11 protein-coding genes are annotated in these 13,649 nt (G+C 62.9%); 4 read left to right on the top strand and 7 right to left on the bottom strand.

Annotation, left to right across the window (positions count from 1 at the left end):
- Window positions 1-26: 26 nt before the first annotated feature.
- The 3 genes from xseA (at window position 27) to leuA (ending at window position 4,332) form a co-directional block, all read left to right on the top strand.
- Window positions 27-1,406, top strand: coding sequence for an exodeoxyribonuclease VII large subunit (gene xseA / locus AACG97_RS05445; RefSeq protein ID WP_054890230.1), 1,380 nt, complete (start codon window positions 27-29; stop codon window positions 1,404-1,406).
- 3 nt (window positions 1,407-1,409) lie between these two features.
- Window positions 1,410-2,237 (top strand): M23 family metallopeptidase, encoded by an 828-nt coding sequence (locus AACG97_RS05440; RefSeq protein WP_054890226.1) that lies wholly within the window; start codon window positions 1,410-1,412, stop codon window positions 2,235-2,237.
- Window positions 2,238-2,658: 421 nt separating this feature from the next.
- Window positions 2,659-4,332: a 2-isopropylmalate synthase gene (leuA, locus tag AACG97_RS05435; protein ID WP_009683414.1), complete on the top strand. Its 1,674-nt coding sequence runs from the start codon at window positions 2,659-2,661 to the stop codon at window positions 4,330-4,332.
- A 341-nt stretch (window positions 4,333-4,673) separates the two neighbouring features.
- Here leuA and AACG97_RS05430 read toward each other — a convergent pair whose 3' ends face one another.
- From AACG97_RS05430 to zwf, 4 genes are all read right to left on the bottom strand, one after another.
- Window positions 4,674-5,669 (bottom strand): IS110 family transposase, encoded by a 996-nt coding sequence (locus tag AACG97_RS05430; protein WP_029887815.1) that lies wholly within the window; start codon window positions 5,667-5,669, stop codon window positions 4,674-4,676.
- A 531-nt stretch (window positions 5,670-6,200) separates the two neighbouring features.
- Window positions 6,201-6,881: a bifunctional 4-hydroxy-2-oxoglutarate aldolase/2-dehydro-3-deoxy-phosphogluconate aldolase gene (locus tag AACG97_RS05425; protein WP_182366766.1), complete on the bottom strand. Its 681-nt coding sequence runs from the start codon at window positions 6,879-6,881 to the stop codon at window positions 6,201-6,203.
- 17 nt (window positions 6,882-6,898) lie between these two features.
- A complete protein-coding gene (gene pgl, locus AACG97_RS05420) occupies window positions 6,899-7,612 on the bottom strand; it encodes a 6-phosphogluconolactonase (RefSeq protein WP_054890315.1) in 714 nt (237 codons plus the stop codon).
- On the bottom strand, window positions 7,599-9,068 hold the full coding sequence (zwf, locus tag AACG97_RS05415) for a glucose-6-phosphate dehydrogenase (RefSeq protein WP_115293441.1): 1,470 nt from the start codon (window positions 9,066-9,068) through the stop codon (window positions 7,599-7,601). The genes pgl and zwf overlap by 14 nt, the downstream gene beginning before the upstream one ends.
- A 211-nt stretch (window positions 9,069-9,279) precedes the next feature.
- On the opposite strand from zwf, the gene hexR reads away from it, so the two are divergent.
- Window positions 9,280-10,143 (top strand): DNA-binding transcriptional regulator HexR, encoded by an 864-nt coding sequence (gene hexR / locus AACG97_RS05410; RefSeq protein WP_172828429.1) that lies wholly within the window; start codon window positions 9,280-9,282, stop codon window positions 10,141-10,143.
- Here hexR and AACG97_RS05405 read toward each other — a convergent pair.
- From AACG97_RS05405 to AACG97_RS05395, 3 genes are all read right to left on the bottom strand, one after another.
- On the bottom strand, window positions 10,136-10,990 hold the full coding sequence (locus AACG97_RS05405; RefSeq protein ID WP_115293440.1) for a D-hexose-6-phosphate mutarotase: 855 nt from the start codon (window positions 10,988-10,990) through the stop codon (window positions 10,136-10,138). The genes hexR and AACG97_RS05405 overlap by 8 nt on opposite strands.
- Window positions 10,991-11,107: 117 nt before the next feature.
- Complete coding sequence (locus tag AACG97_RS05400; protein ID WP_054890317.1) at window positions 11,108-12,451, bottom strand: carbohydrate porin; 1,344 nt, start codon at window positions 12,449-12,451, stop codon at window positions 11,108-11,110.
- A gap of 40 nt (window positions 12,452-12,491) precedes the next feature.
- Window positions 12,492-13,646, bottom strand: a complete 1,155-nt coding sequence (locus AACG97_RS05395) for an ABC transporter ATP-binding protein (protein WP_047150078.1) — start codon at window positions 13,644-13,646, stop codon at window positions 12,492-12,494.
- Window positions 13,647-13,649: the final 3 nt, after the last annotated feature.

The following is a 13,649-nucleotide window of genomic DNA, read 5'->3' as shown; positions in this document are numbered from 1 at the left end:
ACGCCCGGTAAGGTATGATGCCGGCCATGATCAGAGACCCTTTCGAACGACTCGGCCTGGACCGCGAGGTCCTGACGGTCAGCCAACTCAACGGCCGCGCCCGCGTGCTGCTCGAAGACGTGTTCCGCAGCGTGTGGGTGGAAGGCGAGATTTCCAACCTCGCCCGCCCGGCGTCTGGCCACATGTACTTCACCCTCAAGGACAGCGGTGCCCAGGTACGCTGCGCCCTGTTCCGGCAGAGCGCCACGCGGGTGCGCCAAGCGCTGCGCGATGGCCTGGCGGTGCGGGTGCGGGGCAAGGTTTCGCTGTTCGAGGGCCGGGGTGATTATCAGCTGATTCTCGACACCGTCGAGCCGGCGGGGGATGGCGCGCTGCGCCTGGCATTCGAGGCCTTGAAGGAAAAGCTCGGTGCCGAAGGGCTGTTCAGCGCCGAACGCAAGAAGCCCTTGCCTGCCCACCCGCAACGCATCGGTATCATCACCTCCCCCACCGGCGCGGTGATCCGCGACATCATCAGTGTGTTCGGCCGCCGCGCCCCGCAGGTGGAACTGAACCTGATTCCCACGGCTGTACAGGGCCGCGAGGCCATCGCACAGATCGTGCGTGCCATCCGCCTGGCCGACGGCCTTGGCTTCGATGCGCTGATCCTGGCCCGTGGTGGAGGCTCGCTGGAAGACCTGTGGTGCTTCAACGAAGAAGCCGTGGCCCGCGCCGTGGCTGCCTGCGTCACACCGATTGTCAGCGCAGTCGGCCATGAGACCGATGTGTCCATCAGCGACTTCGTGGCAGACGTGCGCGCCCCCACTCCGTCTGCCGCCGCAGAGTTGCTGGCGCCCGACAGCAGCGGCATTCGCCAACGCCTGGAGGGGCTGCAGCGGCGCTTGTTGCTGCGCATGCAGAACCGCCTGAGCCATGACCGCCTGCGCCTGGACTCGCTCACCAGGCGCCTGCGCCACCCAGGCGAGCGCTTGCGCCAGCAGGCCCAGCGCCTGGACGACCTGGACATGCGCCTGCGCCGGGCGTTCCTGCTCAGCCTCAACCAGCGCCGTGAGCGTCTGGCGCGGGCAGAAACCCGCCTGGCTGCGCAACACCCGGGGCGCAACCTGAAACTGCTGGCCCAGCGCCTGGACAGCCTGGCCGAGCGCCTGCCACGGGCCATGCGCGAACTGCTCAAGGACCGCCGCCAGCGCTTCCAGGCTCACTTGCAGACGCTGCAGGTGGTCAGCCCGCTGGCCACGCTGGCGCGCGGCTACAGCATCCTGCTCGACGACCAGGGCCAGGCGATTCGCAGCGCCGAACAGACCCGCAACGGCCAACGCCTTACGGCACGCCTGGCCCAGGGCGAGCTGCTGGTGCGCGTGGAAGACAATCACCTGACTCCGGTCACCCTTTCGCTACTGGACTGACACATGCCCCGCCTGCTTCCCTCCCTGTTCGCCCTTTCCCTGTTACTGCTGGCCGGCGGCGCCCAGGCCAGTTACATCACGCGTGCGCTGAACAAGCCGGTGCCCGGCGGCGTGGCGGTGGTCAACCTCGGCCCTGCCGCCAGCGCCCCCGAAGCGCGCTTCGACGGCAAGCCGGTGCTGGTGGTCAAGGAGCAGGACAACTGGCTGGCCATTGTCGGAATCCCGCTGACCCAGAAGCCGGGTACTGCCGTGCTCAGCCAAGGCGGGCGCAACCTGCCGTTCAGCGTGGGTAGCAAAAAGTACCCCGAACAGCGCATTACCCTGAAGAACACCCGCCAGGTCAACCCGAACCCCGCCGACCTCAAGCGCATCGACCGCGAGCTGGCTGAGCAGATCAAGGCCTACCGCAGTTTCAGCCCTACCCTGCCCAGCAACCTGATCCTCGACAAGCCGGTCAACGGCCCGTTGTCGAGCAAGTTCGGCGTGCGTCGCTTTTTCAATGGCGAGGAACGCAACCCGCATGCCGGGCTGGACTTCGCGGTGCCGGCAGGTACGCCCATCAAGACCCCGGCCAATGGCAAGGTGATTCTGGTGGGGGATTACTTCTTCAATGGCCGCACGGTATTCGTGGACCACGGCCAGGGCTTCATCAGCATGTTCTGCCACATGTCGAAGATCGATGTGCAGGTGGGGCAGCAACTGCGCCGGGGCGAGGTAGTCGGGCGCGTGGGCTCAACCGGGCGGGCTACCGGGCCGCACATGCACTGGAACGTGAGCCTGAACGACGCGCGGGTGGATCCGGCGATTTTCATCGGGGCGTTTCAGCCCTGAGACCACAGCGCCAGCCTTGCGACAACCCCCGCCTCCACAGCGTTCCAGCCCTGTGACAGTGCTGTGGAAGCTGGCTTGCCGGCGATGAGGCGAGAATAGGTCAACGGGGTTCCACTGTGTTGCGCCAGCTAAAACTACCGCGCAACAATGAACAACCCCACGGGTGAATCCAGCCATAAAATCTCGCTCATACGCTTTTTTTAAGCATTCCTCTCAATTTTTTCCGAACGCTTGCCATCCCCCACCCCACTGGTTAAGTTTGAAGGCATGAAAACCTTCAGCACCCTCATCCTGCTCCGACAACATCGCAGCCTCAGCCTGGTCAGCGCACGACTACCAGGCTGAATCGCGTCGCCTCGCCTCTTCATCTTGTTATCGCTCGGCAGGCCCGATTTCGGCCGCACACAAAAGGATTGCTTCCATGTCCATGCTCAAAGACCCTTCGAAAAAATACCGCGCCTTCCCGACTATCGACCTGCCTGACCGCACCTGGCCGTCGAAGACCATCACCGCAGCGCCCATCTGGTGCAGCTCCGACTTGCGTGATGGCAACCAGTCGCTGATCGAGCCGATGGATTCGGAGAAGAAACTGCGCTTCTGGAAGACCCTGGTCCAGGTGGGCGTGAAGGAAATCGAAGCGGCGTTCCCGTCTGCCTCGCAGACCGATTTCGACTTCGTGCGCACCCTGATCGAAGACGGCCACATCCCGGACGACACCACGATCCAGGTGCTCACCCAAGCCCGTGAAGACCTGATCGCGCGCACCTTCGAGTCGCTGCGTGGCGCGAAAAAGGCCATCGTCCACCTGTATAACGCCACCTCCCCGGCGTTCCGCCGCATTGTCTTCAACCAGGACAAGCAAGGCGTGAAAGACATCGCGGTGAATGCCGCCAAGCTGTTCGTCAAGTATGCCGCCCAGCAGCCCGAAACCCACTGGACGTTCCAGTACTCGCCAGAAACCTTCAGCGCGACCGAAATGGAATTCGCCAAGGAAGTGTGCGACGCGGTCATCGAGGTGTGGAACCCGACGCCAGAGCACAAGGTCATCCTCAACCTGCCGGCCACCGTGGAAGTCTCCACGCCGAACATCTACGCCGACCAGATCGAATGGTTCTGCCGCAATGTCAGCCGCCGCGACAGCGTGATCATCAGCCTGCACTGCCACAACGACCGTGGCACCGGCATTGCCGCCACCGAACTGGGCCTGATGGCCGGCGCCGATCGCGCCGAAGGCTGCCTGTTCGGCAACGGCGAGCGGACCGGTAACGTCGACCTGGTGACCTTGGCACTGAACCTGTACACCCAAGGTATCGACCCGCTGCTGGACTTCTCCGACATCGACGGCGTGCGCAAGGTGGTCGAAGAGTGCAACCAGCTGCCCGTGCACCCACGCCACCCTTATGTCGGCGACCTGGTACACACTGCGTTCTCCGGCTCGCACCAGGACGCCATCCGCAAGGGCTTCGCCAAGCAGCAGGAAGGCGAGCTGTGGGAAGTGCCGTACCTGCCGATCGACCCGGCCGATATCGGCCGCAGCTACGAGGCGGTCATCCGCGTCAACAGCCAGTCGGGCAAAGGCGGCATCACCTACCTGCTCGAGCAGGAGTACGGTATCAGCCTGCCGCGCCGCATGCAGATCGAGTTCAGCCAGGTTGTGCAGGGTGAAACCGACCGTTTGGGCCTGGAAATGACCGCTCAGCAAATCTACAGCCTGCTGCACAAGGAATACCTGCAGGCCAACGCGCCATACGCCCTGGTCAGCCACCGCCTGCAGGAAGAAAACGGCCACAGCGCCGTGGAAGTGGAAGTCGCCGGCGAAGGCGAAACCACCCTGCACTGGCGCGGCAAGGGCAATGGCGCCCTGGAAGCCCTGGTTGCCGGCCTGCCGGTTGCCGTGGAAATCATGGACTACAACGAGCACGCGATTGGTGCTGGCACCAACGCCAAGGCGGCGGCCTACATCGAGTTGCGCGTGGCCGGTGGCCGCCCGGTGCACGGTGTGGGTATCGACGAAAACATCACCACCGCCAGCTTCAAGGCACTGTTCAGCGCCCTGAACCGCTCGCTGAGCCAGCAGGAAGCCAAAGCGGCCTAAGCCCTGCCTGCTGAATGAGAAAGCCCGCATCGTTTGATGCGGGCTTTTTTGTTGGCCTTGTACTGGGCCTATCGCTGGCAAGCCAGCTCCCACGGGGATCGCATCAGGGCTGACAGGTGTTTGCCACAAGGTATGCAGCGCCTGTTAGAGCGAGCGCCGCCCGCGCGGCGCATCGCGAGCTGCGCTCGCTCCTACGTTTGTTTCGGGCCAGTAACCCCTGTGCCAGATGCGCGCGGCCGCCTTGTTCGTACGACGCGATTTTGAGGCATGCTCCAAGGCGTTCGCGCGCAAATCCCACAGGAATAATTGGCCCGAAACAAACGTAGATACTCTGTTGGCGGTCAAGCTTTTCTGAGGTGTTCAGAGCTGAAAAGCTTGGCCGTATCAAATGGCTCATCTCCGCTCATGCACGCCCAGATGCCTGTCAGGTACTTGCGCATGACAGCGGCGATCGCTTGCATTTTTTTCTTGCCCCTGCTGATCAGCGACTCATAAAAAGCCTTCGCATAAGGATCGCAGCGCACCGCCGTCAGCGCAGGCATGTACATGGCTGCCCGTAAATAGGCATTCCCGCTTTTGCCGAGCCGACCAGGTTTATCAATGCTTGTTCCAGACTGTGTCTGTCGAACATCAAGGCCAGCATGACGAGCGACCTGAGAGGACTTGAGCGTTTCGGGCAGCGTGGTCAGCTCAGCCAGGGCGGCCAGCGCCGAGACCTCTCCAATCCCAGGGCCTGCGAGGAGTTGCTCGTACTGTCGAGTTAGCCTTGGACATTGGGCGATTAACTCGCGCCCTGCCTTACGAAAGCGCTCGATTCGATTACTTAGTGAAGCAATCTCTTCTTCTTGATCCTCGATCAACATCGAGGCAGTCGTGGCGGTCGCCTGCAATGCATGCAGCTCGTTCTTCGCCCTGATACGGTGTCCCACCAAACGATTGATGTGCCGGCCAAGGCCTCTGAGTTCAAGCTGTACAGTGCTTGGAGGTGTCCACAAACGCGGGGTCATACGCTCCCCGTACTCGGACAGCAGCTGAGCATCTATTGCGTCAGTCTTGCTGTTCACCAGCATCAGTTTGGCGAAGTTGTGGAAGCTCTTGGGGTTGATCACGGAAACAGGTAGGTCAGCAGCGTGCAGCTCAATGGCCAAGTCCAGGTAATAGATCCCGGTCGCCTCCATCACGATCGACGTAGGCTTGAGCGCCTGCAGCTTTTTCACCGCAGCCTTGCGACCGGCAGGGGTTTGAGCGATATCCCACTGACCGGCAGTGCGGCCATCTTTACGCACCCCAACGACCGAAGTCCGTGAGCCGATATCGAGGCCAACCCAGACACTCATTCTTCCCTCTCCCAAGCGAATTAGGTAACAATGGCCTCCGGTTCCCCGACCTCGAACTTCATGCCGCTGCAACCTTGTAATGCGAAGTCCGACTTGTCGGCTTCTCGATACTCTTCGTGGTGGGCAATGAGGCGGGGGGCCTCTCTACGTACAAGGTCAGGGGCAAACCCTGCCTTCAGGAGCGATCGGCCTCCCCGGAAGTGCTTCTTCAGCCTGACGAGAATAACTTCTCCCGCCAGGCCAGTCACAACATACAAGGAGCGAGCGCAGCTCGCGATGCGCCGCGCGGGCGGCGCTCGATCTCACAGGCGCTGAAGATGCTGCGGCTACCCTTGCCAGGAACCATAGAATCTCCCACAGGGTACTGCACAGGCTTCGAGTTCTGCGGTATTCCCGTGGGAGATCACACAGCCCTAAGGGCTGCGCTGTCGCGCAGAGAACTCGATCCATAAGCCCGGCGCTGCAAGAAAGCCAGGCAAAAAAAAGGGGCGCCGACCAAGCGCCCCATAAGCCGTAAAGCACACAACAAATTCAGTTGGCGTCCACTAGCGCCATCGCCTCGGCACTGCACGCTTCGATCCGCGCCCAATCGCCATTCTTGATCCAGCTGCTGTCGAGCATCCAGGTGCCCCCTACACACATCACGTTGGGCAAGGCCATGTAATTGCGCACATTGGCCGGGTTCACACCACCGGTTGGGCAGAAGCGGATATCGCCGAAAGGCCCGCCGAACGCCTTGATCGCCGCCACGCCACCGCTGATTTCCGCGGGGAACAGCTTGAAGCGACGGTAGCCCAGGGCATACCCCAGCATGATTTCAGACGGCGTGCTGATGCCTGGCAGCAGCGGGATCTCGCTGTCCACCCCGGCCTGGAGGAGCTCCGGGGTAATGCCTGGGGTGACGACAAATTGCGCACCTGCGGCTTCAACGGCGGCGAACATACCGCGGTCCAGGACAGTGCCGGCGCCCACGCAGAGGTCCGGGCGCTGCTTGCGCAGTACCTCGATGGCCTTCAGCCCAAGCGGTGAGCGCAAGGTCACTTCGAGGGTACGGATACCGCCAGCAGCCAGTGCGTCAGCCAGCGGCAGGATGTCTTCCTCACGGGCGATGGTGATTACCGGCAGGATGCGCGCCTTTTCGCAAATGGCGTCGATCCGCGCGGCTTTGTCGGCCATCGAGAGCTTGGACTGTGGGCGTTCAAGGGTGGTCATGACTGTGGATCCTTGGCTCATGGGCACCAGTAGATGTCCAGGGGGGCGTGAAGAAAAGCGCGAATCGGCATTTCGGTAAGGTCGTTGCCAGCCAGCGCGGCGCGCAGGGTGGCGAGTTTGCCCTGGCCCTGCACGGCCAGCGCGGTAAAGCCGGCACTGGCCAGCAAAGCGCGGGTCATCGACAGGCGCTGGTGCGGCACGCTGGGCGCCAGCAACGGCAGGCAGCGACGTTTGCTAGCCAGGTCCAGGCCTGCTTCCAAGTTGGGACTGGCCGGGAACAGCGAAGCGGTATGGCCATCGTCCCCCATGCCCAGCACCAGCACGTCGATCTGCGGCAGCTCGGCCAACGCCTGGTCGGCCATGAGTGCGGCGGCGTCGAGGTTTTCCGCCTGCTGGTACAGGCCAATGAAGCGGGCCTTGGCCGCATTACCCTGGAACAGGTGACGGGCCAGCAGGCCCGCATTGCTGTCGGCGTGCTCTACCGGCACCCAGCGTTCGTCGGCCAGGCTGACGGTGACCTTGGTCCAGTCCAGCGCTTCGCTGGCCAGTTTTTCCAGAAATGGCACCGGGCTGCGGCCACCGGACAACACCACGCAGGCATGCCCTTTGGCAGCGACCGCCGCGCGCAGGCGCTCGGCCACGTCGTGGGCCTGCGTGGCGGCCAGCGCCTCGGCGTCTGCCAACTCGTGTACGTTCACGACCGCTGGCAGTTTCAGTTCAGATATCCCCATACCACGCCCTCCCATCGCGTGTGATCAGTGCAATCGAGCTCATCGGCCCCCAGGAGCCGGCCGCGTATGGCTTGGGCGCATCGCCCGCATTACGCCAGCCGGCGATCAACTGGTCGCACCACTTCCAGGCATACTCGATTTCATCCTTGCGCACGAACAGGTTCTGGTTGCCTCGCATCACTTCGAGCAATAGCCGCTCGTAGGCATCCGGAATCCGCGCACTGCGCCAGGTATCGGAAAAATTCAGTTGCAGCGGGCCACTGCGCAGTTGCATGCCCTTGTCCAGCCCCTGCTCCTTGGTCATCACCCGCAACGAAATGCCTTCGTCCGGCTGCAGGCGGATGATCAGCTTGTTGCCCACCTGCAAACGCTGTTCCGGGGCGAAGATGTAGTGCGGGGTTTCCTTGAAGTGGATAACAATCTGCGACAGCTTCTGCGGCATGCGCTTGCCGGTACGCAGGTAGAACGGCACGCCCGACCAACGCCAGTTGCGAATGTCGGCACGCAGGGCGACGAAGGTTTCGGTATCGCTCTGCGCGTTGGCATTGTCTTCTTCCAGGTAGCCCGGTACCGGCTTGCCGTCGCTGTAGCCGGCAATGTACTGGCCGCGCACCACGCGGGTGCTCAGGGCGTCGCCCGTGATCGGTGCAAGTGCCTTCAACACCTTCACCTTTTCGTCGCGGATGGCATCGGCAGACAAGTCGCTGGGCGGGTCCATGGCGATCAGGCACAGCAGCTGCAGCAGGTGGTTCTGGATCATGTCGCGCAGTTGCCCGGCCTTGTCGAAGTAGCCCCAGCGGCCTTCGATACCGACCTTTTCGGCAACGGTGATCTCCACATGGGAGATGGAATTCTGGTTCCACTGGGTTTCGAACAGGCTGTTGGCAAACCGCAGGGCAATGAGGTTCTGCACGGTCTCCTTGCCCAGGTAGTGGTCGATACGGTAGACCCGGCTTTCCGGGAAGAACCGGGCGACAGCGTCGTTGACCCGGCGTGACGATTCCAGGTCGTGGCCAATGGGTTTTTCCAGCACTACCCGGGTGCGCGCCACCAGGCCGGCCTTGTCGAGGTTCTCGCAAATGGCCCCGTATACAGCCGCGGCGGTGGCAAAGTAGGCGATCAACGGCAACTCGCCGGGCAACTGCTCGGCCAGCGCCTGATAGCCTTCAGGCTGCAGGAAGTCCAGGTGCAGGTAGCTCAGCCGGCCGAGGAAGCGCCCCAGTGCAGCCGGCTCGATATCGGCCTCGGGCACATGCCGGCGCAGGTGCGCTTCGATGTGATCCAGGTGCGCCTGCGCACTGCCGGCCTCACGCGCCAGCGCCAGCAGACGGGTGTCGGGGTGCAACAGATTGGCGCGGTCGAGTTGGTACAGCGCAGGAAACAGCTTGCGCAGCGCCAGGTCGCCGAGGGCGCCAAACAGGGCAAAGGTGCAAGGTTCGACACTGATTGCAGCCATGATGTTGGTTCTTTCCTAAAGTTGGTCTAGGAATACCGCTTTCACATACGGTTTTCAAGGGGAAATGTAGTAAAAACCACAACATTACACACAAGTGTTACAGACAAGTGGTACACCAACCGCACCGACAGTACGATAGACGACCGTGCAAAAAGCCTGCTGCTCCCACAGCCGGCTGTCTTCCCGACCCAAGGACATACCCATGGACCGCGTGCGAAACCTCCTGGAACAGATCCAGGGACGCCTCGACGAGCTGAACAAGGCCGAACGCAAAGTCGCCGAAGTCATCCTGCTCAACCCGCAACAAGCCACCCGTTTCAGCATCGCTGCGCTGGCCCAGGCGGCCAAGGTCAGCGAGCCGACCGTCAACCGTTTCTGCCGCTCGTTCGGCGTCAGCGGCTACCCCGAGCTCAAGCTGCAACTGGCACAGAGCCTGGCCAGCGGCGCCGCCTATGTCAGCCGCGCAGTAGAGGCCGACGATGACCCGGCGGCCTATACTCAGAAAATCTTCGCCAGCGCCATTGCCTCACTCGACAGTGCCTGCCAGCAACTGGACCCGATGCAGGTCAGCCGTGCCGTGGACATGATGATCCAGGCCCGGCAAATCCACTTTTTCGGCCTTGGCGCCTCCGCCCCGGTGGCCCTCGATGCACAGCACAAGTTCTTCCGCTTCAACCTGGCGGTATCGGCCCATGCCGACGTGCTGATGCAGCGCATGCTGGCCTCGGTGGCCCACACCGGTGACCTGTTCGTGATCATTTCCTACACCGGGCGCACCCGCGAACTGGTCGATGTGGCACGCCTGGCCCGCGAAAACGGTGCCTCGGTACTGGGCCTGACTGCCGCCGGCTCGCCCCTGGCCAACGCCTGCAGCCTGAGCCTGCATATCCCGCTGCCCGAAGACACCGACATCTACATGCCAATGACCTCGCGCATCATTCAGCTGACCGTGCTCGATGTCCTGGCTACCGGCATGACCCTGCGCCGTGGCGTGGATTTCCAGCCGCACCTGCGCAAGATCAAGGAAAGCCTGAACGCCAGCCGCTACCCGATAGAGGACGACGAACTCAACTGAGCCGGTGCGCCTGCAAACGCAGGTGGGCACGCTGCCCCGGCGCCAGACTCAGGCCCTCGCCGCTGCCACTGGCCGCCTCGACGCAGACAAAGCCCTGGCATTCCCGCCCGGTCACGCCCATCAACGGGCGATTGCCCGGGTGCCAGACCACCGTGTCGTCGCTGTCGCCCGTGTCGATGCACAGCTCGCGCTGCCAGGCCGGGTCCTGAAGTTGTACCCGCGGCGTGCCCGGGTAGACCTTCTGGCAGCCGCCCTTGAGCTTCAGCGCACCGCCCTCGCGGCAGGCCTGACGGTTGAGCCGGTCATAACCCTGGATATCCTCCAGCCCAGACAGCGCTATCTCGGAAACGTGACTGATACGCCAGTAGGCCAGCAAGGCATGGCTCAACTGGCAGGGTTGGCTGTCCTGGTGCTCGGTGCTCAGGCTCAGCTCCATGCGGCTGCCCAACCGGGCATGCAGGTCGACCTGCCAGTCGCACAGGTCCAATTGCCACTTCAGGCTTACGCCCTCCTCGTCCTCGCGGCTGTCCACCAGCTTCCAGTCCAGCAACCGCGCCCAGCCATGCGCCGGCCACAGGTCTTCGCTGGGGTGGCGGCCATACCACGGCCAGCACACCGGCACACCACCGCGTATCGCCCCCACTTGCGGCCACTGCTCGGCGCACCACAGCCAAGGCCGCTCGCCCGACGGCTGAAAATGCAGCAGTTGCGCGCCCTGGCGGCTGAATACCGCCTGGCAACGGGGGTGGTCGATGATCAGTACATCGCGCTGCTGGTAACGCTCCCACTCGAATGTCGGCCGCGACCGCTGCGAGGTGAAGAAGCGATGGAGCGGATGTTCAGGCATGGGTCAGAGCTCTTTTTGTTTGAGGTAGCGCTGTCTCGGCCTATCCCCAACACCCACTGCAGGGCAGTGGGTGCCGGGCGCCGAAAATGGATTGGCGTAAATTTACAACAATTGCCCTCAGAATGACGACTGAATCTTCAAGCCGGCGACCAGCGCATTGTCCACCTGGTCAACCCCACCCGGGCTCTTGATGTACTGCAGGTTGGGCCGCACGGTCAACCAGTTGGTGACGTGGAAGCCGTAGTACAGCTCGGCGTTGTACTCGGTGCGCTGCAATGGCATGAAGCCTGGGTTGTCGTAATCGTCGATGCCGTTCTGCGCGTTGATCAGCTCGGCACGCTTCTTCACGTCGTCGTTCACATGGATGCGTGCCACGCCAAAGCCGATGTCATCCTTGGGCCGGGCGTCGAACGCGCCTTTGTACACCAACCCCACCTGCTGGTAGTTGTCGACCACGTTGGTGGCCTTGTCGTGCACGGTGAAGTTGGCGAACAGGCTGAGGCCGCGGTTCACATCCCCGGCATGGGCGGTGACCTGCTGCTGCGCCACCACCCACCAGCCATGCTTGCTGGAGTGCGACTTGAACGCGTTGCCGGTGAGACCCTGCGGGTTGCCGTTGACGTCGTCGTAGACATCGTCGGCCTTGGCGGTGCTGTAGTAGTAGCCCAGGCGGTACTCGCCCGGCAGGCCGTTGACCTTGGGTGACCACACCGCCTCCACCGGCAGGATCGCGCCCTTGGTGCCGCTGCCACTGAGTTTGAAGCCGTTGCCGGTTTCCAGGTTGGAGGGGTTCTGCTCGAAGGCACCGACCTGCACGAAGAAGTCCGGGGTGATGTTGTACTTCACCCGCAGCGCCCACTGGCTGACCGGCCAGTTGTACCAGATGCCGCCTACCCAGTTGCCCACCTGCGAACCGCAGAAGGCCAGGTTCTGGAAGTCGCACGGGAAGCTGTTGAAATCCTCGCCCGGGCCGTAGCGGCCGACTTTCACATCCAGTGCGCCGTCGAAGTACTTCTGCTTGACCCACATCTGGGTCAGGCGCCAGGTCTGGCCGCGCCCCCACACCTCCTGCACCGAGCTGAACTGCCCGGCGCGCGGGTCGCTGATGCGGTCGTTGGACAGGTTACGGCCGCTACGTTCGGTGATCGCCAGCTTGAATTCGGCATCGTGCCAGCCGAAGATCTTTTGCAGGTCCAAGTGCGCGCCAAGGGCGAACTGGTCGCTGTAGCGCGCGGTTTTGTCGTCGTTGTAGCCGCCATGCAGGTTACCGGCCACTTCGCCCACGTAATCGAGGGTGAAATCGTAGCCCTTGTCCAGCAGCTCGGTACGGGTGCCGCCCCAGTCCCCGGTCATCCACTTCGATTCGCTGGAAAATGCCTCGGCAGCTTGTGCACTGGCGCTGCCAACCACGGCGAGCAATGCCAGCGACCCCAATGTCTTGATACGTTTGCGCTGTTCCATCCCTTTGCGTCCTCTTTTTCTTATTGATGATGTAGACGAATTAACGGCCTTTGAAGTGAGCCACGTTGTCCTTGGTGGCTGCGGCAGTGCTGGCCAGGTGCAGCCGCTCGCCGCTGTTGGCGTCGAACAGCAGCACCCGCGCCGGGTCCAGTTGCAGGTTGAGGTTGTCGCCAACCTCGCAGGCCACATCGGGCGCCAGGCGGCAGCACACCTTGGTCTGGTTGAGGGTGACGAACACCAGCAGGTCCGGCCCGGTGGGTTCGGTGACCTGCACTTCGGCACGAATGGCCGGCAGGCCGTTGCCCTCGCTGGCCCCCAGGGCGATCTGCTCAGGGCGGATGCCCAGCAGGATTTCACGGCCATCCTGTTCATTGGCGGCCAGCCCCAAGGGCAGCTCGCAGCGCGCCTGGCCGCTGTCGAGCAGCGCCAGCAGGCGGCCATCCCGTTGCTTGAGGCGGGCCGGAATGAAGTTCATTGGCGGCGAGCCGATGAAGCTGGCGACAAACTGGTTGGCCGGGTCGTTGTAGATCTGTTGCGGGGTACCGAACTGCTGGATGATGCCATCTTTCATCACCGCAACCTTGTCGCCCAGGGTCATGGCCTCGATCTGGTCATGGGTGACGTACACGGTGGTGGTCTTCAGGCGCTGGTGCATCAGCTTCATTTCGGTACGCATCTCGACCCGCAGCTTGGCGTCCAGGTTGGACAGCGGCTCGTCGAACAGGTAGATCTTCGGCCGCCGCGCCAGTGCCCGGCCCATGGCCACGCGCTGCTGCTGGCCGCCCGACAGCTGCGCCGGTTTGCGCGCCAGCAGGTGCTCGATCTGCAGCAGCTTGGCCACCCGAGCCACCTCTTCATCGATTGCCGCCTGCGGCAGCTTGCGGATTTTCAGGCCAAATTCGATGTTTTCGCGCACGCTCATGGTCGGGTACAGCGCATAGGACTGAAACACCATGGCGATGTCGCGGTCCTTGGGGCTCATGCCACTGACGTCCTGCCCGTCGATGAGAATGGCCCCACCGGTGATCTGCTCCAGGCCGGCGATGCAGTTCATCAGGGTCGATTTGCCACAGCCCGACGGGCCAACCAAAATCAGGAACTCGCCGTCGCTGATCGACAGCTGGATGTCCTTGAGGGTATCGGGCAGGCCGGTGCCGTAGGTCTTGTTTACATTGCGCAGTTCGAGCGTTGCCATGAC

It is taken from the genome of Pseudomonas sp. Nvir (assembly GCF_963778085.1).
Taxonomy (GTDB): domain Bacteria; phylum Pseudomonadota; class Gammaproteobacteria; order Pseudomonadales; family Pseudomonadaceae; genus Aquipseudomonas; species Aquipseudomonas juntendi.
This window is presented reverse-complemented; position numbering and strand designations above follow the sequence as displayed.

Coding starts and splice junctions, on each gene's coding strand:
- pgl (WP_054890315.1), bottom strand. CDS start 7,612: ATGGGGATATCTGAACTGAAACTGCCAGCGGTCGTGAACGTACACGAG.
- AACG97_RS05405 (WP_115293440.1), bottom strand. CDS start 10,990: ATGCCTGAACATCCGCTCCATCGCTTCTTCACCTCGCAGCGGTCGCGG.
- AACG97_RS05430 (WP_029887815.1), bottom strand. CDS start 5,669: ATGAGTGTCTGGGTTGGCCTCGATATCGGCTCACGGACTTCGGTCGTT.
- leuA (WP_009683414.1), top strand. CDS start 2,659: ATGTCCATGCTCAAAGACCCTTCGAAAAAATACCGCGCCTTCCCGACT.
- xseA (WP_054890230.1), top strand. CDS start 27: ATGATCAGAGACCCTTTCGAACGACTCGGCCTGGACCGCGAGGTCCTG.
- zwf (WP_115293441.1), bottom strand. CDS start 9,068: ATGGCTGCAATCAGTGTCGAACCTTGCACCTTTGCCCTGTTTGGCGCC.
- AACG97_RS05400 (WP_054890317.1), bottom strand. CDS start 12,451: ATGGAACAGCGCAAACGTATCAAGACATTGGGGTCGCTGGCATTGCTC.
- AACG97_RS05395 (WP_047150078.1), bottom strand. CDS start 13,646: ATGGCAACGCTCGAACTGCGCAATGTAAACAAGACCTACGGCACCGGC.
- AACG97_RS05425 (WP_182366766.1), bottom strand. CDS start 6,881: ATGACCACCCTTGAACGCCCACAGTCCAAGCTCTCGATGGCCGACAAA.
- AACG97_RS05440 (WP_054890226.1), top strand. CDS start 1,410: ATGCCCCGCCTGCTTCCCTCCCTGTTCGCCCTTTCCCTGTTACTGCTG.